Source organism: Paenibacillus sp. JDR-2 (assembly GCF_000023585.1).
In the GTDB taxonomy this organism is placed as follows: domain Bacteria; phylum Bacillota; class Bacilli; order Paenibacillales; family Paenibacillaceae; genus Pristimantibacillus.
In genome coordinates, this window is record NC_012914.1 from 373,479 (window position 1) to 393,709 (window position 20,231).

Consider the following 20,231-nt stretch of genomic DNA (forward strand, 5'->3'; position numbering starts at 1 on the left):
TACGCTGGAGAGGATCCAATGTATGTACGCTAAGAAGCAAAGAAAGGACTGTCTCAATGAGACAGCCCTTTCTTTTGTTGGAACATCATAGATCATCGCCACGGTGTCGGTACGCTTACCCTTTAATCGTCACCGAATTATTGCTCGTATTGTTCTTCACGTCGAGGTGAAGAACTTTGCTGAAGAATTCATCCGGGACGTATAGGGAGCCTTTAATTAATTTAGGTGCGGCAAACAGCTGAATCGGAGCCATTTTGTTAATGGTGTAGCTGTTTTTGCCTACGGTTACCGATGTCCATTGCGCATCGCGGGAAATTTCCGCGCTTTGCGTTTTGTTGCTCCATTTTATTTTATAGCCAAGCGCTTCCGCAGCTTTACGAAGCGGAATGTAATGGGCGCCGTTTGGACCGGCCGTCAGATCCTTGGTGGACAAGGTTAAGGTTGGGCCAACCGAAGTGGTGGCGTCAACCGGAATGTTGATGATGCCGCCGGCATAAGGCGCGATCTCGTATTGCTGGAACACCAGATTAACGTTGCCTTTGCTGTCTACGAAGTAAGTATGACCGGCGTCAATTTTGAACGTTGTCATGGCATCCCAGAAGAAATTATCCGGGTTTTTGCTGATGGTGTAACGTACCGCGCTGTTGGCCGCCCCAAAGCCGCCGTCGCCAAGCGCCTGCTCAAGCGTAAGCTCGGCGGCCTGCTGGCTGTTTACGATATTGTAGCCCTCTACGGCAGTGCCGCCGTGAGCGCCGCCGGTGAACTCGTAGGTGGACACGGTGAACGAGACGATGCCCTTCGCGGCAGTGCTGCCGTCGGCCTTCAGCTCGTAGGCTACATTGAGTTCATAAGCACGGAACGGATAATCGTTCTCTTGCGCGGACTTTTTGTCATCGGCCGCGAGAGCCTTCAGCTTGTCGATTTCTTTCGTCGCTTTTTCCTCAATGCTGGCGTTTAATTTATCTTGATAGGAAGTATCAAGCATACCGCTAATTACAGGAACGGAGATTTTTACGGTAAGCAGGTCGGATGTTTCCTCAATCACTTTTGTTGTTACTTTAACGGCTTGCGTATCGGGAAGCACGGCGCTGATTGGCACGGCTGTAATCGGTTCGGCAGTTACGGCAACAGGCACGGCCGTGGATTCCGCTGCCATGGCTAGCGCAGGAGTAAAGGCAAGCAGGCAGGAGCCGGCAACGGCAATGGTAAGCATTTTAAAAGGTTTTCTCATGATGGGTGGCCTCCTAGTATAAGTTCGGGAATTGAAGTCACCATGTAGACGGATGAGTGTATCGAAAAGTTTCATTGCTAAACTAAATTTTTTATTCCGGCCGGGCGGAGACGCCTCCTCCAAATGCGATCCGATATCCATCAGCGTCTTTAATGGTAAATTCACTCCAATGCTCCGAGTAGTTAGGGCCGTTAACAATCTCGACATCTTTAGCCAAGCACTCTTCCGCCAGCAAGTCAACGGCATCCGTGTAAGCAAAAGCATCAAAGTATAAGCCGCCTTGCACAGCAGAATTTGGCCGCACGTCATCCTTGTTTACGGCAGGGTGCAGAATAAAGGTTATATTTTCTCTTGTTACATGGACATGTCCGCCAATCTCTTCGTATGTAAACCCGAGATTGAGGTAGAATGATGAGGCCTCTTGTATATCTTTAACCAGCAAAACGGTAGATGAACCCGTAATTTTGGCTTCTGCCGTTGATCCGCTCATTTTACCCTCTCCAGACATATGGAATATAAACCCATTTTATATTACGATCATACAATGCTGCCCAGGTTGGAGCAATATAAGAAATGGACAAGGTCGCTTGGTCGGACGAATGAATAGGTTTAGACTGGCAGACGAGCAAGGGGATCCACTTGGTCTACGTTGTACGGAGTGCAACATAAATAGCCCCGAAGGGGCAGTGTTAAGACTTACGTTGTACGGAATACAGGATAATCCGCCAAATTGGTCTAAAAAGTCCTTAGGAAGGCGAATATCCTGCACTTTATACAACATAGCTTGAGCAGGCAGCGCGAAAGCGGCATTTATCCTGCACTAATTACAATCTGGCCTGGCAGATTGAACCGATGAAGAGCGGCAAGGCCGGAGCGGAGCAACAGACATGCTCGCTGAGAAGCGCAGCGCTCGCCTTTGTACCCGGATTTCAACCGCTGTAGCGGTATATTCGAGGAAATCAGGGTACAACAGCGATCGAAGGAGCATGTCTTTTGCGCAGCGATAATGCCCGGCAACCGCCAAGCGTCTGTTCCGAACCCAAACAGCCAGATTGTAGAGTTTTTCGGCTATTCCCGACATATTGCTGCCCGGCGGCAATCGGTATAATGGAATAGTACAAGAAATCATCCGATTCAAATGGAGGGTTTGTCCACGTGACGAAACAATCAATGACCGCAATACTTGAGCAAATGACGCTGGAAGAAAAGATTTTTCAGCTCATGCAGCTTACCCCTAATTTTCTCAGCGAAGATGACGCTAACCTGACGGGGCCGCTGGCCTGGATGGGCGTTACGGAAAATATGGTGAACAATGCAGGATCCGTGCTGAGCGCCGTTGGCGCGAAGGAAACGATAGCCCTGCAAAAAAAATACATGGAGAACAGCCGCCTCGGCATTCCTCTGCTTCTAATGGCGGATATTATCCACGGCTACCGTACGATTTTCCCGGTGACGCTGGCGATCGGCAGTACCTGGGACCTGGAGCTGGCGGAGAAAAGCGCCGCGATTGCAGCCAAGGAATCGGCCGTTACGGGCATTCACGTGACGTTTGCGCCGATGGTGGACCTTGTCCGCGACCCGCGTTGGGGCCGCGTGATGGAGTCGACGGGCGAAGATCCGTACCTGAACAGCGAATATGCGCGTGCCTTCGTCCGCGGCTTCCAAGGCGATGACCTGGCAGGCGATATGGACCGCGTTGCCGCATGCGTGAAGCATTTTGCCGCTTATGGCGCAGCGGAGGGCGGACGCGATTACAATACCGTCAACATGTCGGAAAGACAGCTTCGCGAGTCTTATCTGCCGGCTTATAAAGCCGCGCTGGACGAAGGCTGCGAGATGGTGATGACGGCCTTCAACACGGTCGACGGCATCCCGGCCACCGGCAACAAGTGGCTGATGCGGAACCTGCTTCGCGACGAGTGGGGCTTTGACGGCATGCTGATCTCCGACTGGGGCGCGGTAGGGGAGATGATTCCCCATGGCGTTGCGGCAGACGGCAAGGAAGCCGCGCTGAAGGCGATTGAAGCCGGCGTCGATATGGAGATGATGACCTCCCACTATGCGAACCATTTGAAGGGGCTTGTAGAAGCAGGCAAAGTGGATATCAAGCTGATTGACGAGTCCGTGCTCCGTATTCTGAAGCTGAAGGACAAGCTGGGTCTCTTCGAGAATCCGTACCGCGCCGCAAGCGAAGAACGGGAGAAGGAAGTGCTGCTGTCGCCCGGGCACCGGGCTGCGGCACGCGAGATTGCGGCCAAGTCCTTCGTGCTGCTGAAGAACGAACGGGAGGCTCTTCCTCTTCGCAGCGGGCAAAAGCTTGCGCTCATCGGGCCGTTTGCCGAAAGCGGAGATATTCTGGGTCCTTGGTCGATCTGGGGCAAGCAAGAGGAAACGGTGCAGCTTCATGCGGGTCTATCTGCCCATAAGGCTGCGGATATCGTTGCGGTAGCGAAAGGTTCAGACATCGACGCCGTGACCGAGGAGCAGCTTCAGGAAGCGGTCGCAGCGGCATCGCAAGCCGACGTAATCGTATTGGCGCTGGGCGAAAGCTCCGAGATGAGCGGGGAAGCGGGAAGCCGCGGCGACATTCGTCTGCCAGAGGCGCAGCTGGAGCTTGTTCGGAAGCTGAAGCCGCTTGGCAAGCCGATCGTGGTTGTGCTGTTCAACGGCAGACCGCTTGATCTGCATGGCGTCATCGAAGAAGCGGATGCGCTTCTCGAGGTCTGGTTCCCGGGTACGGAAGGCGGCAATGCGATCGCGGATGTGCTCTACGGCGACGTGAACCCGTCCGGACGTCTGACCATGTCTTTCCCTTATTCCGTTGGGCAAGTTCCGGTGTACTATAACAACTACAATACGGGACGTCCGCTTACGCTTCAAAATGCCAATGAGCGTTACGTCTCGAAATATTTGGACATGCCGAATGCGCCGCTTCTGCCGTTTGGTTACGGTCTGAGCTATACGAGCTTCTCGTACAGCGAAGCCAGTCTGTCGACGGACGTTATGAACGCGGGAGATACGCTTCGGGTATCGGTTAACGTGACAAACACGGGAGCTTCTGCCGGCGAAGAGGTTGTCCAGCTGTACGTACGCGATCTTGCCGGCGAGGTTGTCCGACCGCTGAAGGAGCTGAAAGGCTTCCGCAAGCTGGCTATCCAGCCGGGCGAGACGCAGGCGGTGACGTTCGAGATTACCGAGGAGCAGCTTCGTTATTACCACGCGGATCTGCAGTTGAAGAGCGACGCAGGCGAATTCCATGTCTTTGTAGGCCCTAACAGCCGCGATGCGGAAGCGAAATCGTTCCGCCTTACGAAATAAAAACAAAAAAAGCGCGGGCCAGCCATCGGCAGGTTCGCGCTTTTTTTGCTGACAACACCTTTAATAGAGCATGCCTAACAGATAATAGCCAATCTCCACTGTTATATCAGGGATTATCTGCCGATTGCAAGGTAAAAGAAAGCATGGCGGTTTATTTCGGACATTCCGAGAGCGAACCAATTATGTATCCGCATTCATGAATAGAAAACGGACTAATCTGCCCTTTTTCGCGTTTATATCGTGGTTTACAGAAAAGGGGGAAGAGGACTATGATCAAATCTGCAAAACTTCATATGTTCATATTCGCTGAGTTTCCGTTAGAAACGGAGAGCAGGGGAACCAATTGCGATAGGCAGGAACGTTCATGCTTGTCGCCGGGGTGAATCGGCAAGCCGGCCGCATGATTGCGGCAGCAAGCCGTAGGGCGACTCTAGACGCCCGAATCCGTCAGCTAACCTTGTAAGCGTTGATAGAGAGGGTGAACTTCGGTTATTTACGGGCCGCGGGAGGATACTCTGCGGTCTTTTTTCTATGCGTAGAAAAAAGCAAAGGTGGTTACATTAGCACTGATAAGTGTTCGAGTAGCCAAGTATCCAGGTATTAGATGTTTAACTTCAATGTTGGCGGTGACCTGTGTGTTTACTCTTATCAAAAGATTACTGATCGGGCGTCCCCTCAAGTCCACGGAATTAGGGGAACAGAAGCTCATTAAGACGAAGGCGCTTGCGATCCTGTCCTCGGATGCCTTATCATCCGTTGCTTACGGGCCAGAGCAGATTTTGCTCGTCTTGATGACCGTTAGCGCAGCGGCGTTTTGGTATTCGATTCCGATTGGTGTCGGGGTGCTGGTCTTGTTAACGGCACTTATCTTGTCTTACCGGCAAATTATATTTGCCTACCCGCATGGCGGGGGAGCGTATGTCGTATCGAAGGAAAATCTCGGGGTGTTCCCGGGACTCATATCAGGCGGCGCCCTGCTGGTCGATTATATTTTGACCGTAGCGGTAAGCGTCTCGGCGGGTACGGACGCAATCACGTCCGCTTTTCCAAGCCTGCACGAGCATTCGGTACTGATCTCTATCGTGTTTGTCCTTTTTATTACGATATTAAACCTGCGGGGCGTGACCGAATCCGCGTCTATCCTTGCTTATCCCGTTTACTTATTTGTGCTCGCGATCTTTATTATGGTGGGCGTTGGGTTATACAAAATCATTTCCGGCGATGTATCGCCGCAGCTTCACACCGCCGTTGGCACGCCGGTTGCGGGCATCAGCCTGTTCCTGCTGCTCCGCGCGTTCGCATCCGGCAGCTCGGCTCTGACCGGGGTCGAGGCCATCTCGAATGCAATCCCGAACTTCAAGGATCCGGCTCCCAACAATGCGGCTAAGACGCTGCTGGCCATGGGCGGTCTGCTGTCCGTTCTGTTCGCGGGTATCGTCTTCCTGGCGTATTACTACGGCGTAGCGCCGAAAGAAGAAGTAACGGTCGTGTCGCAGATTGCCGAGAGCATATTCGGTCGTCATACCATGTATTATTTTATCCAGGGTACAACGGCCCTTATCCTTATACTGGCGGCGAACACCGGCTATTCGGCCTTCCCGCTGCTCGCGGTTAACCTGGCGAAGGATAAATTCATCCCGAGAATGTTCACGGTCCGCGGTGACCGTCTCGGCTACTCGAACGGCATTATCAGCTTGGGCGTTCTGTCCATTATCCTGATCATTGCGTTCCAGGGTAAAACGGAGCATCTTATCCCGCTGTATGCGGTGGGTGTGTTCGTACCGTTCACGCTGTCGCAGACGGGCATGCTGGTGAAATGGTTCCGTCAGCGGCCAAAGGGCTGGGTCGGCAAGTTCATCATCAACTCTATCGGAGCATTAATCAGCTTTATCGTATCGATGATGTTCTTCCTGACGAAGTTCGAGCAGGTGTGGTCGATTCTGATCTTCCTGCCGCTTATTATCTTCGTGTTTCACCGGATCAAGAAGCACTACGAGGCAGTAGGCGAGCAGCTTCGCCTTGCGACCTGCGAGCCGGTGATGCCGATTGTGGGCAATGTAATGATTTTGCCGGTCTCAGGGATTACGCATGTGGTAGAACACTCGATACTCTATGCCAAGTCGCTCAAGCCCGAACAAATCATTGCCGTTTACGTGCCTTTCGAGAAAGAGGATGAAACGATCTTCGAAGAGAAGTGGGAAAAATTCCAACCGGATGTCCGGCTGGTGACCCTGCACTCGCCATACCGTTCGATTTCGAATCCGCTATTCAAGTTCATTGATACGGTGCAGCGCAAAGCGAGCGAGAACAATTACCAGGTAACCGTCATTATTCCGCAGTTTATTCCGAAGAAGGGCTGGCACAACATTTTGCACAACCAAACGAGCTTGATGCTCCGTGCCCAGCTCCTGTACCGCAAGGACGTTATCATCACCACCGTGCCGTACCATTTGAAAAAATAGCAAAAAGCCTCGGTCCCGTTGGGACTGAGGCTTTTTTGATGTCCTTAACGATGCCGCGCATCGTTAAGGACATTAATAACTGCACCACCCGGCTCAGGGGTTACAACTCGACTTCCTTAACGGAAGCGGACCGTTGCTTCGACGGCCAGAATACCCCTTTGCCGATCCATACCGTCAGCGCCGGCACAAGGAAGGAGCGGACGATAAACGTATCGAGCAGGACGCCGATGGCCGTTACGGTGCCGAACTGGACAAGCACCTGAATCGGCAGCGTCGCCAGAACGGCGAAGGTACCTGCGAGGATCACGCCGGCCGAAGTGATGACGCCGCCGGTCTGTGCGACGCCTTCCACGATGGCGCGGTTGAGCGGCATGGTTTTGCTCTTCTTCCAGATGCTCGACACCATAAAGATGTTATAGTCCTCGCCCAGCGCTACAAGGAAGACAAAGGCATAAAGCGGAATAAGACCCTGGATCGCTTCCGCGCCAAACAGATAGTGCAGCACGAGCCAGCCGATTCCAAGCGCGCTGAAGTAGGAGAGAAGGACGGTACCCATCAAATACAGCATCGCAACAAACGAACGCAGGTAGACAAGCAGCAACAGCGCAATCATTCCGATAATAACCGGAATCACCCGGTAGGCATCGCCATTAGTGACATGGCGCGTATCGTATTGCTCGGCGGTAGCGCCTGCGATCCACACTTTATCGGAAGCATCGGTGATGCCCGCATCCGTAAGCGACTGCTCGGCAGCCGTGCGGATCGTCGGAATCATGTCGAGCGCCTCGATGGAATACGGGTTCATCGCCAGTTCCACGTTATAGGAGACGATACTCGAATCCTTCGTATTGGCCGCAGGCTCGGAAACGCTGCTTATATTCGCCAGCTCTCCAAGCTTCTGATCAAGCGGCAAGTCCTTGCCGTCCGTTTTCACCAGAACTTGAACCTTCGCCAGGCTGCCTTCCGCGAAGTGTTCCCCAATCAACGTAAATCCTTCGCGGGAAGGCATATCTTTAGGGAAAGAAGACAGCGTATCGTACGTAAATTTGATCTGGGACGAAAATGCCGCCGTAATGCCAAGCACGATGAGCGTCGTAATGGCAATAGTCTTAGGCCGTTTAACGATCGCTTCGCCCAACCGGATGCCAAAGGCCGGCTTGGTTTTTGGAGCGGGCAACGGTTTGTTTTTGCGCGCGGCGCGGGCAGCCTGCATTTCCGGCGTACGCGGTACGAACGGATAGAAGGAAGCGCGGCCGAGAATGGCAAGCAGGGCGGGCACAAGCGTTACGCTGGCGATCATCATAATGAGGATCGACAAGCTGAACGGTACGGCAAAGCGGTGAATCGCCCCGTACTGCGCGAGCAGCAGGGCAAGCAGCGACATGACGACCGTAAGACCGCTCATCGTGATCGCGCCGCCGGAGTCGCCGAGCGCTTTGAGCAGGGCTTGTTTTTTATCCGATTCCTCCGTAAGTACGCTGCGGAAGCGCGCGATCAGGAAGAGGCAGTAGTCCGTTCCTGCGCCAAAGAGCAAGACGGTCATAATGGATAGTCCTTGCGAGTCGTAAGAGATCCAGCCTTCATCGGCCATCCAGCCGAGAATCGGACCGGTAAGGCCATAAGCGAAGCCAACAGCAACAAGCGGAATAAGAGCAAGAATAGGCGAGCGGTAGATCAATAAAAGAATGATAAGAACAAGCAGAGTAGTGGCGATCAGGAGCGACACGTCGGCTCCTTTGAACAATGACGTAGCATCGACTCCAATACCCGCAGGCCCGGTAATCCGGCCGACAAGTCCCTCGTCATCCAGGGCGGTATCAAACGGCTTGGTTGTAAAAATCGCATCGGCATCCGCCTGAAGCTGCTCGAGACTCACCTTCAGCTCGTCGGACGAAGCATTTTTATCAAATACGACCGTTTGCAGCAGCGTGGTGCCGTCTTCCGACAGCATCGCTTTCAAGGCAGGCAGCGGCATCTCGTGAAGCGGAGGCAGCTCCGTCTGCTGAGGCAGCGGATCATCCGCCAGCTTTTTGGATAAAGCCTGCACCTGTGCGATATCCTCATCCGTCAGCCCGGCGGTTCGGTGCCAGGCAATGATAGCCGGGATACCGTTATGTTCGTTAAATGCATCGGCTTGCACGGACGGTGCGCTGCTCGTAAGATTGGCCGCCGCATCATCTTTATGATCGCTGGAAGACGGCAGGAGGGCGCCCGCGAGGCCAACGATTAAGATCCATAGCACCAGCGTAATCCATCGTCCCCGTTTGCCGCTGACGGCATTTGCGATGTTTTTAAGTCCATTCATTCTTTCTCATCTCCCTTTTGTTCAATCTTGGATTCTTCTCTTCCCAGCTCCGAGGCTAGCCCGTACAGCAGCACGTCAATCGTTCGCGTTGCCAGCATCTCTATCGGCACTGTGCTGACGGGGCCCCCCGGTCCTCCCGGCTTGCGTTGGATCATGCTCAGCAGAGTGAAGGCGGAAGGATACGGATCGAGTCCACCCTCCATAATGCCCCGGAATTGGCCGGTTTGCTGTCCTTCTTGGAACAGGGCTGCAATCGGCAGCAGGTAGCAATCCCGCCACCACTGCGTAATCAGCTGCCGGTTCTCCGGGCGCAGCTCATGCCGGATATCCCGTTCCATCTGGCTGAGGTCATCGGGCATATTCAGCAGGATATAAGCGACGACCTGAATCAGCCTTTCCCGTACCGTCCCCGGGCTGTCAACAATGTCGTGCATGGCGGTCTTGGTCTCTTCGGTGACCGTCCGCAGCACTTCGGTATAGAGCGCCTCTTTATCCGCAAAATAATGGTACATCGCCGGCTGCGTTAATTCGCAGGCCTCCGCGATTTGCCTTGTTGTGACGGATCGGTAGCCGTGCTCCATGAACAGGTCATGCGCGGTCTTGATAATCATGGCGCGGGTGGCTTCGTCAAGCGGCTGTTTTTTTCTGCGTCCCATAATTCGTATCCCTTCTGTCTGAATAGCGATAGTTTAATAACTAATTTATCATGTGATAAATTTAGTGGCTGAGAAGATTTTATCAATCGATAAATTAAAAAGCAAGCCAATCCGAGCCGATGTCATCGATCTGCCTTATTTACGGATGCGCGGATAACGGAAAAAGGGATGTCCCGCGGCCGATTGGCTGCGGGACATCCCTTGCTAGTGCTATATTTTACAAATTAGAAATCGAAGTTGTCCGGGTCCGGACCAACGCGCCGGTCTTCGTTCAGAGCGTCGATTGCGGCCATATCGTCGGAGGACAGCTCGAAATCAAACACGTGCGCGTTCTCGATGATGCGGGATTCCTTGATCGATTTCGGAATCGTTACGACGCCGTTCTGCAGATCCCAGCGCAGAATGACTTGAGCTACCGACTTGCCGTGTTTGGCTGCGATTTCGCCCAGTACCGGATGATCAAGCAGATGGCCTTGCATCAGCGGGGACCATGCTTCCAGTTGAATGTTGTGCTCGCGGGTGAAGGCACGCAGTTCATTCTGGGCAAGCATGGGATGGTATTCGACTTGGTCAACCATCGGCATAACCTCGGCATCCTTCATTAAGTCTTGCAGATGATGCACGTGGAAGTTGCTCACGCCAATCGCCTTCACGCGGCCTTGCTTGTAGAGTGTCTCGAGAGCGCGCCATGCGTCTTTGTATTTGCCTTCAACAGGCCAGTGGATCAGGTACAGATCCAGGTAGTCCAGGCCAAGCTTGTTCAGGCTTGTCTCGAAAGCCGCAAGCGTCGACTCGTAACCGAGGTCGGCGTTCCATACCTTCGAAGTAATAAACAGATCTTCTCTTTCAATGCCATGCTGGGCCATCGATTCGCGGACAGCTTGGCCAACGCCGGCTTCATTATCGTAGATGGCCGCCGTATCGATGCTGCGGTAGCCGTTTTTGATCGCGTCTTTCACGGATTGAATCACGACGCTGCCGTCCTCCACTTTGAATACGCCAAGGCCAAGCCAAGGCATAGCTACGCCGTTTTGCAGAATTACTTTATCGTTTAAATGTTTTGCTGTTGTCATGTTGGGAATCCTCCTAAAATGAATTATCACCCAAATGGCCTTAAATAAAGGCCATTTGTGATGATTCATGCTTCGAAAGCATGGACCTAATGTTTGGTCACACGGATAAGTTCTCGTTTAAGCCGAAGCTTTCAGTTCTTTGCTTTTTGTATCTTTGTTTTCCAGCGAGCGGCTCCATGCCGTTAGGGCAACGGCGCCAAGCACCATAATCGCGCCAATCCAAGGGGTATGAATCAAGCCAAGCTCGTCGGTAATAATACCGCCGACGTAAGCGCCAATGGCGATACCGGCGTTAAAGGCCGAGATGTTCAAGGCAGAGACGACATCAATGGATTTTGGCATATACCGCTCCGCAAGCAGAACGACATACATTTGAAGACCAGGGACGTTCATGAAGGCCAGCAGGCCCATCAAGGTAATCGTCACTAATGCAGCGACCGCATAAGGTGCCGTGAACGTCAGTACCAGCAGGATAACCGCCTGCAGGATAAACATCACAAGCAGAGCGGACAAAGGCTTTTTGTTAGCCGCTTTGCCCCCGATTAGATTGCCTGCCGCAATCGCGACACCGTACAGAACCAGAATGCCCGCAATCGTACTCTCTTTAAACCCGGTGATATCATGAAGCAGCGGCGACAGGTAGGTGAAGACGACAAACGTACCGCCGTACCCAAGCATCGTGATGGCAAAAGCGAGAAGCAGCCGGCCGTTCTTCAGTACCTTGAAAGGCTCGCTCAGCTTCGTCCGGTTACCCTTGCGCAGGGTATTAGGGATAAGCAGCAGGTTGGAAATAAGCGCAATGACGCCAATCACTGCAATAGCGATAAAAGCGGTGCGCCAGCCCATATGCTGCCCAAGCAGCGTGCCAAGCGGCACGCCGGTCACGGTAGCGACCGTCAGACCCGAGAACATCATCGCAATGGCGCTGGCCCGGCGGTCTTCAGGAACAAGATCCGCGGCGATCGTAGAGCCGATCGACATAAACACGCCATGCGAGAAGGATGAGATCACGCGGGCGATGAGCAGCATCGCGATACTGCCCGCGCTGGCCGCGAGGCTGTTGCCGAGAATAAAGATGATCATAATCGCGATCAGCAACGTTTTGCGCGGCACCCTGGAGGTCAGGGCGGTAAGCAGCGGAGCCCCTACGGTAACGCCAACTGCATATAAAGTAACGGATAAACCCGCAGTCGTAACGGATATGTCCAGATCTTCCGAGATTAAAGGCAGGAGTCCAACACTGATGAACTCCGTCGTTCCGATGGCAAAAGAGCTGATGGCAAGCGCGAGCAGCGCCAGCGCCGAGCGGCTCTGTTTGGTAACCATATCGTTGCACTCTCCGTTTCGTAATGTTGTATTGTTCGGCCGGTAAGTGCTATTATGGAGGCAATCAGTCGATGTGACTAGTACGCACTATTTTGTAATATAGATACTAAAAAGTAATATAGGCACTAAAAAGTACCTATGGAACAGGAGGAGCAGCAATGGAAACAACAATCATACCGCCGAAGAAATACAACATCTCCGTGGAAGCAACGCTTGAAGTAATCGGGGGCAAGTGGAAATGCGTGATTTTATGCCATCTGACGCATGGCAAGAAAAGAACAAGCGACTTCAAGCGGCTTATGCCTTCTATCACGCAAAAGATGCTGACCCAGCAGTTAAGGGAGCTGGAGGACGACGGAATCGTGAACCGGATTGTCTACAACCAGGTGCCTCCAAAGGTCGAATACGAGCTTACGCCATACGGTGATAGTCTGCGCCCGATCCTTGATTCCTTATGCAATTGGGGGGAACAGCATATTATCAAGGAATACGGCAGCAAAGCAGCGGTGCTTGAAGATAACATCCTTAATAATTTGCATGATTAAAAAATAAGCCCATCCGGCCAACATGGCGGATGGGCTTATTGCTTCTTTTATTCTTCGTTGTCCAGGATCTGCACCAACGCGGGATCGGATTGAACCTTGCCCGGAATTCGCTGGCCTCCGGACGTCACATAATTGAATGCAAGGCTTGCGGTGTTCTCCGTCAGCGGGTTCTCCGGTTCAAACACGGCCTGGGCGGCGAAGGTAACGCGGATCGTCTGGAAAGCCCCGATTACGCCGAGCAGAATACCTGCCGCAGGATTAACGGAAGGCGAACTTATGCCATTAATCGAGACGCTGCCCGGGATAAACGACAGGCCGGCAGGAACGATATCCTGGAGAACCGCGTTATCAAGCGTTGTCGACTCCGGATTGTTGACCACAACCGTATAGATGACGGAGTCGCCTAGGAACACCTCGCTGACGTTGACCGACTTCGTGACGGTTGGCGGTCTCAGCACCGTGACGGTCACCGGATTGGTGCGAACTCTTTGATCCACAAGCTGGCCGTTTGGCAGAATGAATTGGAACAAAATATCGCCTTGATTCACAAGCAAGCCGTTTGGCGGATAAGAAACGACCTGGAGGATAAACGTAACGACGTTTGTAATTCCGGCGATCATCGTACCGAGGAACAGCCCTTTATAATGATCGGCGCCGGGTACCGGGAATCCGTTCACCGTTAAGCTGTTTGCGACAAAGGAAGAGCCTTCCGGCAAATTATCGAACCAGGTAGCCAAGGCATTGTAGGAGCCGGAGTTCTCCACTTCGACGACATAATTAATAAACTCTCCGACAAAAGCAGTGGACTGGAGCGCTCTTTTGGTCGCCGTAATCGTAGGCTGCGTAACCCTGATGGAAACCGTGTTGGACACCGCGGGAGTGCGGTCGACCTCATCTTCATTGAACCGGACTACCGCGAAATCGTCGATTCTCGGGAAAGACTCCGGGATCGAAGTGACAATGGACTGGAAGGTTACGGTGGAAGTCGCTCCCGAGGCGAGCGTGCCGATATTTAAGCCAGCCGTAAGATCGCCGATGGCAGGGACGCCGTTTACCTGTATCGATCCCGGAATGACGGAAGTGCCGGCGTTAACGACGTCCGAGACAATGACATCGGTAGCCGGAATGGCACCGTTATTCGTGATTTCAATGGTGTACAGGATCCTTTCCCCAACAACGGCGGTTGCTACGCTGGCCGATTTCACAACATCCAGGGTATATATCGGATTTCTGACAAGCACTTCGTTCGATACCCCGGTTCCCGTGAGAGGTGTCCGGCCAGGCGGCGTATAAGTGTAAGTCGCATTCGCTTGGTTGACATAGAATTGGGATGGCGGCACGGCTGTCGTAATGACATCGTAAGACACGACAACAGCCTCGCCGGGAGCAACGGTTCCAACCGGGATACCTGTAATCGGACTTGCGATAGCATTCAGCGTACCGTTGATCCGTACCGTTCCGGCTACGAAGGAGCTGTACGCGTTAAGCGGATCGAACAGGACCGGAACGATATTGATATTGCCCGTGTTTGTTACGGTAACCGAGTAATTAACGATATCCCCGACGTTCGCTTCCGTGACGCCGGCTCGCTTGACTAATTGAATTCCCGGTTGAACGACCGGCTCTGTGACCTCATTGGAAAACGAGGTGCCCGTGAAGGAGCCTGAAGTAAAGGTTTCTACGGCTTGATTGACAAGTTCGGGAGGATTGGGCAGGAAATCAACCCTCACCTGGAAGGTCTGGGTGATGCTCGTGTTCGCCGGCAGGACGGCTACAGGAATGCCGTCAATCGGGCTGGCTGTCGGAAAAGAAACGCCGTCAATCGTGACGCTTCCCGGAATAAAGGAGCTGCCTACAGGGATATTGTCCCTTAGAATGACATTTGTTAATGGCGTGGCGTTATTGTTGGTCGCAACAACCGTATACGTAATGATTTCGCCCACAACGGCGCTCGGCAGATTTGCCGATTTAACCGTCGTCAGCATAGGGGAGTCAACCGGGATATTTACGGGATTCGATGGCTGCGTCCCCCGAATGATGCGTCCGTCAGGCAGAGTGACGACATAGGCCGTATTAAACAAGTTGTGAATAATGTTATTCGGCGGAACCGATTCAACAAGAAGCTGATATTGAATCGTAGTCGTTTGAACAAAATCCAGAACGCCGATATCGATACCTACGTTAGGATTATCCCCCGGCTGATTCAATCCGTTTACATAAACGCTGCCAGCAACAAAGCTGGTGCCGGCGGGCAGCGGGTCGTTTACGACACCGGCAAAAGCGATATTTCCGATATTAGTAACCGTCAGCGTGTACGTAATAATGTCGCCGACCACAGCGGATGCGAGATCGGCTTCTTTTTCCAGCACTAGCGCAGGCAGAAATACAGGTATCTCAACGATGTTGGAAGGGACAACCGTCGAGATCGGCGGAGCATCCGGCGTCGCCTTGAAGGTATAAGCCGCGGTTGCCTGATCCTTCAGAAAAGGCGGATTCGGCAGGGAATCGACAGTTACCCTGAACTTGACGGTTGCGATCTGTCCTGGGGTAAGGGTACCGATCGGAACCCCAAGCACGGGATCTTCGTCGACCATCACTCCGTTCAAGGTTACGCTTCCCGGCACGAGTGTCGTATTGCCAATCGCGGAATCGAACATAACGACCGAAGTCGTATCCACCATCCCGACGTTCGTGATGACGACGGTATATTCCACCGTATCGCCAATAACGGTAGCTGAGGAGTCTGCTGACTTGACGATGGTTAGCTGAGGCTGCTGGATATCGATCTGAAGGCCGACGGAGTCGACGAGATAGCCGTCTCCGTTGGTCGTTAACCGGAATACCGCGGCTGTCTGAGCATTCGCTAGTGTAGAGGACACGCTTACATTCGTAATGTCCCAGCCTTGCCGCCCGCCTATAATATTGGAGCCTGGGGTGCCGTTTACCTGGTTGCGCGTTCCGAACGTTCCGCTTGTATCAAGCGTTCCGTCGTTTTTGTTGATTTGCGAGGCGAAAAAGTTGGTGGCAAAGTTATTTGGCCCTGACAATGCCGTCAGGCTGCCCGCAGTTTGCCCGAACAGCATCCGATCGCCCGTTTTGTTCGCGTCGCCCTCCTGCGCCCCGACCAAAGCTCTGCCGTTCAGCGCGCCGGCAAAGGGGGTTGCGAACCCTGTAATGACCGTATCGACAGGACCTTGCGAGGCTTGGATGACGGTCGCTCCAACCCGCAAGGACAGATTCCGGAGCGGTTGAGTAACATCTTCGTAGAAGACGGCCAGCGTCCATCCGGCATGGTTGGAGGTTGGGTCGGGAATGACGATGGTTCCGACTACGCCGCCGGTCGTATACGTACCTGCGCCGCCGGCCGTGACAAGCGAAGTGACTGCGGCAGAGCGGACATAGGCATTGGTTCCGGAGCTAAGGACTACTTGCTGCGCCGTAGCCGGATCGGGGCTGATCGAGAACGTTCCGGCCGGGGTCGTGAAGCTGACCGCGTTATTAATGAACGCGCTAAGATCTACCCCGTTGTTCAGATAAGTACCGCCCCATATCAGCTCGGCATAGAGCACGGTTGCTCCCGCGGGAAGAACGAGCACGGCTGAAGAGCTGTTCAGCGCGAAATTACCGGTTGTCCCTGCGGGATATGTTCCGAAGGTAAGGGCAGTATTGGTCGTCGTAAACCCTCCGATACTATCTACCGTTCCGGGCACGCCGACTGTTTCCGACCTGCTTAAGCCTAGCGTATTGCCGGTAAAGGTAGCGCCGCCAGTCCGGTTTAGAAAAAAGCGATTGACAAAAGGCATGAGTTATTAGCCTCCTTTGAACGCAAATACTGATAATTATGATCATTTAGGCCAAATAGACTAGTGGAGGCTTGCCCAGGGTTGTACGTTTTCTGTAAAGGAAAGGCGGGATGCCACTTATACTGCTCTTCTTCCATTAAATAGAATTGTTGAGTGATAAGGAGGCGACATAAGTTTGACGCTGGAGAGAGGGGTGCAGTATAATTAGACTACTAATTTAGTAATTTAGTAAATAAAAATGACATAAATAACTTTTTCGAAAGCGGAGGAACTTCCCATGAAAATCCCTACAACGTTAAAGCATAAACCGGTGATCGTCTCTGAAAATTACGAGCAGGTAGACGGACGTTACGCGGAGCATACGGATGCCAAAGGGCTGTCCCTTGGACTTGCCCAATGGAATGACAGAGGCAAGGTTGAAATCTCGGCGAAGGTATGGCGTTACACCGGCGAGAAATGGTCACGCCAATCCGAAGAGCTGCCTCTTCACCGCGTGCTGGATTTAGCGATCCTGATCACCCGGTCGATGCAGCATTTCCGAGAGGAGTCTTACCGGTACGATAATCTTTATGATCCGGAGAAGCCGGTCATTGACCGCATCGGCCTGCAGGGAGATGCAATGACAGTCGAGGTGTGTACGGATAACGAGAAGATTAATCAGGATATCAAGCTGTTTAACCAGGCGTTAAGCGACGACGATGAACTAAACGGGGAACGGCTGAGCACGTTATCCCGCATTTTGAAGGAGCTTGGCTATTAAGGGTTGTGTTCGTCCTTCTGACAGCCAGCGTTAATCTTCCTTCCCTCAAAGGTAGTCATGGGGCGGTATGCCATTTCATAGAATAAGGCATACCTTAAAAGGAAGTGAAGCCATGAGGAGTTATCAGTGGATCAAGTGGCGTAGATTCCTCCTCAGGCTAGTAGTCCTCGTCATCCTTGTATCGCTTATCTGGTCAGGAGGACCAACGGCTTGGAATGCTGCGCTTGTTGTTTCCAGCTATTTGTTTCAGCTGCTGTTCGCCGTCTTATTCATGATTATTCAGTTTGCCGCCTTGTTCTGGTTCCTGTCCAGGGGGCGCACATACTGGGTATTGCCTGGGGAGACGGGCGCCACTTGGGATGATTACCGGGGCAACCCGGAGATCGTGGAGAACGCCAAGCGGATCGTCAGCCTGCTGAGAGGCGTGAAGGACTTCAAGAAGATGGGCGGCGAGGCCATACGGGGTCTGCTGTTGTGCGGACCGCCGGGAACGGGCAAGTCCTATCTGGCCCAAGTCATTGCCAACGAAGCGCAAGTACCGTTTGCGTATGCCTCCGCTCCAAGCTTCCAGAACATGTTTTTTGGCGTCGGCAATTTGAGGGTGATGAGGATCTACAAAAAAGCCCGCAAGCTGGCGCGTATGTATGGAGCCTGCATTATTTTCATCGACGAAGTAGATGCCATAGGCATGTCGAGACAAAGCGGCGGCGGCGGTGGCGGCATGTTCGGCATGGGCGGCGGTACCGGGCTTCTGAACGAGCTGCTCCTGCAGATGGATCCTCCGAACCTCGACAGCTCGAGGTTTAAGAAATTCCTGCGCCAGCTCGGCCTGCTGCGGAAGAAGGCGGAACGCCCGCCCGTGCTGACCATTGCCGCAACCAACCTGCCGGATGTGCTGGACCAGGCTTTGCTCCGCCCGGGCCGTTTCGACCGCCAGCTATGGGTGGACTCGCCGGATTATGACGGTCGCGTTGACGTGTTCGGATACTATCTCCTTAAGATAAAAACCGACTCGACGCTTACGCCGGAGAAGGCCGCAATGGATACGATCGGATACAGCCCGGCCCAAATCAAGCATATCGTCAACGAAGCCGTCGTTATTGCGCATCAGCGGGGTGCGCAGGAAGCGGGATACGAGGACTTTCGCGCCGCGATGGAGACGTATGAATGGGGCCTCAAGCAGCCTTTACGTTCCATGAAGGACGACGAGAAGAGGAATGTGGCGTATCACGAAGCAGGGCACGCGGTTGCGCAATTCCTGCTTAAGCCGCATGAACGGGTATGGAAGGTGACCATTATCCGGCGCGGCGGATCGCTTGGGCTAGCGGCTACGAAGCCAACGCATGAGCGGTATAACCGGAGCGACAGCGAGATATTGGCCCATATCCAGGTCTGCTTGGCTGCCCGCGCCGTTGAGGAAGAGTTCCTCGGCAAGAAGCTGAACGGCGTAACCTCCGACCTGCGCCAGGCAACGGAAAGCGCAGGAGCTTATCTGGGCATGGTCGGGATGGGCGACGAGCTGTACAGCTTCTTGGCGGCCGGATCCAGAATGGATGCCCTGAAGTCTCTGCGTCCGCAGATTAACGAGCTTCTGAAGGATCAGATGCAGCAGGTCAAGAAGCTTGTCTGCGACCACGCCGACTTTGTGCATAAGATTGCGGAAGAGCTGCTTCTGCACGGCGATCTGACCGGCGAAGAAATCGAGCAGATCTATCAGGATCTGTACGGCAGGCCTCGTCCGGAGCCTTCCGAGGTTAAGGTGACCGTTACGCCAACTGCTCCGGCCAGGGCCAAGGAGCCGGCTCCGCCTGCGGCGGAACCAATCGAAGAAGCGGCGGAACGGGAAGATAATAAAGAACCGGAATCCGATCCCGATCAGGGGGAACCCGAATCCTGAAGTTAGAAGGCCCGGCCGTTATGGCTGGGTCTTTTATCGTTCCGGTGGTACAATAAAAGGCATAGCAAGAGAGGAGCGGTATTCTTAGAGCATGGTACAAGAGATAAGTTTGGAGAAAAAAGGCGTCTTTTTTGATGTTGACGATACGCTGTACGATCATTTATCCCCTTTCCGTCAGGCGGTTATCGCCATTGTTGGCGACCGGGAAGGCTTTCCTTATGAAGAGGCTTATCACCGGATGCGTTACTATAGCGACATGCTGTCGCTCGAGATGGGCGGTGCAGGCGCAATGGAAAGCGGCTCGAGCACGGAGCTGATGCGCCGGCGGCGGTTCGAGCTGGCCCTTGCGGAGTTTGGAATCGCGCTCGGCGAAGAGCAGGCGTCGGCTATGCAGGCTGCTTATATCGGCTGCCAGTTCAACATTGCGATGTTTGAAGGTGCCAAGGAGCTGATTGAACGGCTGGTTAAAGCCGGTTATGTCGTTGGTCTACTGACGAATGGCGCCGAGAATCATCAGCTCCGGAAAATCCGGGCGATGGAGCTTGATCATCTCATTCCCCCGGCGCGGCAGTTCGTCTCTGGCAAGATTGGCTGGGACAAGCCGGATATACGGGTATTCAATCATGTGAATGAAGCAACCGGGACAAGGCCGGAGAACAGTATTTATATCGGCGACTCGTGGCGCAATGACGTCGTTGGCGCACTCGAAGCGGGCTGGGCGGTGATCTGGTTCAACCACAGGGAGGCAAGCCCGGAATCGCGCGAGCATACGCCGAATCATACGGCAGTAAATTATGAGCAATTGGCCAAGCTGCTGTTATAGCAAAGAAGACCCGGATTAGAATGCTGTGGTTT

The 20,231-nt window shown here is 53.4% G+C and carries 13 protein-coding genes and 1 riboswitch; of the genes, 6 read left to right on the top strand and 7 right to left on the bottom strand.

Features of this window, described 5'->3' with window-relative positions:
- Window positions 1–115 precede the first annotated feature (115 nt).
- The gene (locus tag PJDR2_RS01735; protein ID WP_012772317.1) at window positions 116–1,231 is read right to left on the bottom strand and encodes a stalk domain-containing protein; all 1,116 of its coding nucleotides are present in this window, start codon (window positions 1,229–1,231) and stop codon (window positions 116–118) included.
- Between the two features lie 91 nt (window positions 1,232–1,322).
- On the bottom strand, window positions 1,323–1,721 hold the full coding sequence (locus PJDR2_RS01740) for a VOC family protein (RefSeq protein WP_012772318.1): 399 nt from the start codon (window positions 1,719–1,721) through the stop codon (window positions 1,323–1,325).
- Window positions 1,722–2,401: 680 nt separating this feature from the next.
- Here PJDR2_RS01740 and PJDR2_RS01745 point away from each other — a divergent pair.
- Both PJDR2_RS01745 and PJDR2_RS01750 read left to right on the top strand, forming a co-directional pair.
- Window positions 2,402–4,549: a glycoside hydrolase family 3 N-terminal domain-containing protein gene (locus PJDR2_RS01745; RefSeq protein ID WP_190276203.1), complete on the top strand. Its 2,148-nt coding sequence runs from the start codon at window positions 2,402–2,404 to the stop codon at window positions 4,547–4,549.
- Between the two features lie 294 nt (window positions 4,550–4,843).
- Window positions 4,844–5,031: riboswitch (cyclic di-AMP (ydaO/yuaA leader) on the top strand.
- A 153-nt stretch (window positions 5,032–5,184) separates the two neighbouring features.
- On the top strand, window positions 5,185–7,011 hold the full coding sequence (locus PJDR2_RS01750) for an APC family permease (protein ID WP_012772320.1): 1,827 nt from the start codon (window positions 5,185–5,187) through the stop codon (window positions 7,009–7,011).
- Window positions 7,012–7,111: 100 nt separating this feature from the next.
- Here the strand turns inward: PJDR2_RS01750 and PJDR2_RS01755 are convergent, their stop codons facing one another.
- The 4 genes from PJDR2_RS01755 to PJDR2_RS01770 all read right to left on the bottom strand — a co-directional run bounded on the left by PJDR2_RS01755 (window position 7,112) and on the right by PJDR2_RS01770 (window position 12,371).
- Entirely contained in the window at window positions 7,112–9,316 is a 2,205-nt protein-coding gene (locus PJDR2_RS01755; protein WP_012772321.1) for an MMPL family transporter, read from the bottom strand.
- The gene (locus PJDR2_RS01760; RefSeq protein WP_012772322.1) at window positions 9,313–9,972 is read right to left on the bottom strand and encodes a TetR/AcrR family transcriptional regulator; all 660 of its coding nucleotides are present in this window, start codon (window positions 9,970–9,972) and stop codon (window positions 9,313–9,315) included. Before PJDR2_RS01760 ends, PJDR2_RS01755 begins: the two co-directional genes overlap by 4 nt.
- A 224-nt stretch (window positions 9,973–10,196) precedes the next feature.
- The gene (locus tag PJDR2_RS01765; RefSeq protein ID WP_012772323.1) at window positions 10,197–11,045 is read right to left on the bottom strand and encodes an aldo/keto reductase; all 849 of its coding nucleotides are present in this window, start codon (window positions 11,043–11,045) and stop codon (window positions 10,197–10,199) included.
- 117 nt (window positions 11,046–11,162) lie between these two features.
- Window positions 11,163–12,371, bottom strand: coding sequence for an MFS transporter (locus PJDR2_RS01770; RefSeq protein WP_012772324.1), 1,209 nt, complete (start codon window positions 12,369–12,371; stop codon window positions 11,163–11,165).
- 173 nt (window positions 12,372–12,544) lie between these two features.
- On the opposite strand from PJDR2_RS01770, the gene PJDR2_RS01775 reads away from it, so the two are divergent.
- Window positions 12,545–12,916, top strand: a complete 372-nt coding sequence (locus PJDR2_RS01775) for a winged helix-turn-helix transcriptional regulator (RefSeq protein ID WP_085982402.1) — start codon at window positions 12,545–12,547, stop codon at window positions 12,914–12,916.
- A 47-nt stretch (window positions 12,917–12,963) separates the two neighbouring features.
- On the opposite strand, the gene PJDR2_RS01780 is transcribed toward PJDR2_RS01775, so the two are convergent.
- Window positions 12,964–16,719 carry a DUF11 domain-containing protein gene (locus PJDR2_RS01780; protein WP_012772326.1) on the bottom strand — a complete coding sequence of 1,252 codons (3,756 nt, stop codon included), beginning with the start codon at window positions 16,717–16,719 and terminating at the stop codon, window positions 12,964–12,966.
- 277 nt (window positions 16,720–16,996) lie between these two features.
- On the opposite strand from PJDR2_RS01780, the gene PJDR2_RS01785 reads away from it, so the two are divergent.
- From PJDR2_RS01785 to PJDR2_RS01795, 3 genes are all read left to right on the top strand, one after another.
- Window positions 16,997–17,479 carry a DUF6530 family protein gene (locus tag PJDR2_RS01785; protein WP_012772327.1) on the top strand — a complete coding sequence of 161 codons (483 nt, stop codon included), beginning with the start codon at window positions 16,997–16,999 and terminating at the stop codon, window positions 17,477–17,479.
- 112 nt (window positions 17,480–17,591) lie between these two features.
- Complete coding sequence (locus PJDR2_RS01790) at window positions 17,592–19,376, top strand: AAA family ATPase (RefSeq protein ID WP_012772328.1); 1,785 nt, start codon at window positions 17,592–17,594, stop codon at window positions 19,374–19,376.
- A 91-nt stretch (window positions 19,377–19,467) separates the two neighbouring features.
- A complete protein-coding gene (locus PJDR2_RS01795) occupies window positions 19,468–20,199 on the top strand; it encodes an HAD family hydrolase (protein ID WP_012772329.1) in 732 nt (243 codons plus the stop codon).
- Window positions 20,200–20,231 lie beyond the last annotated feature (32 nt).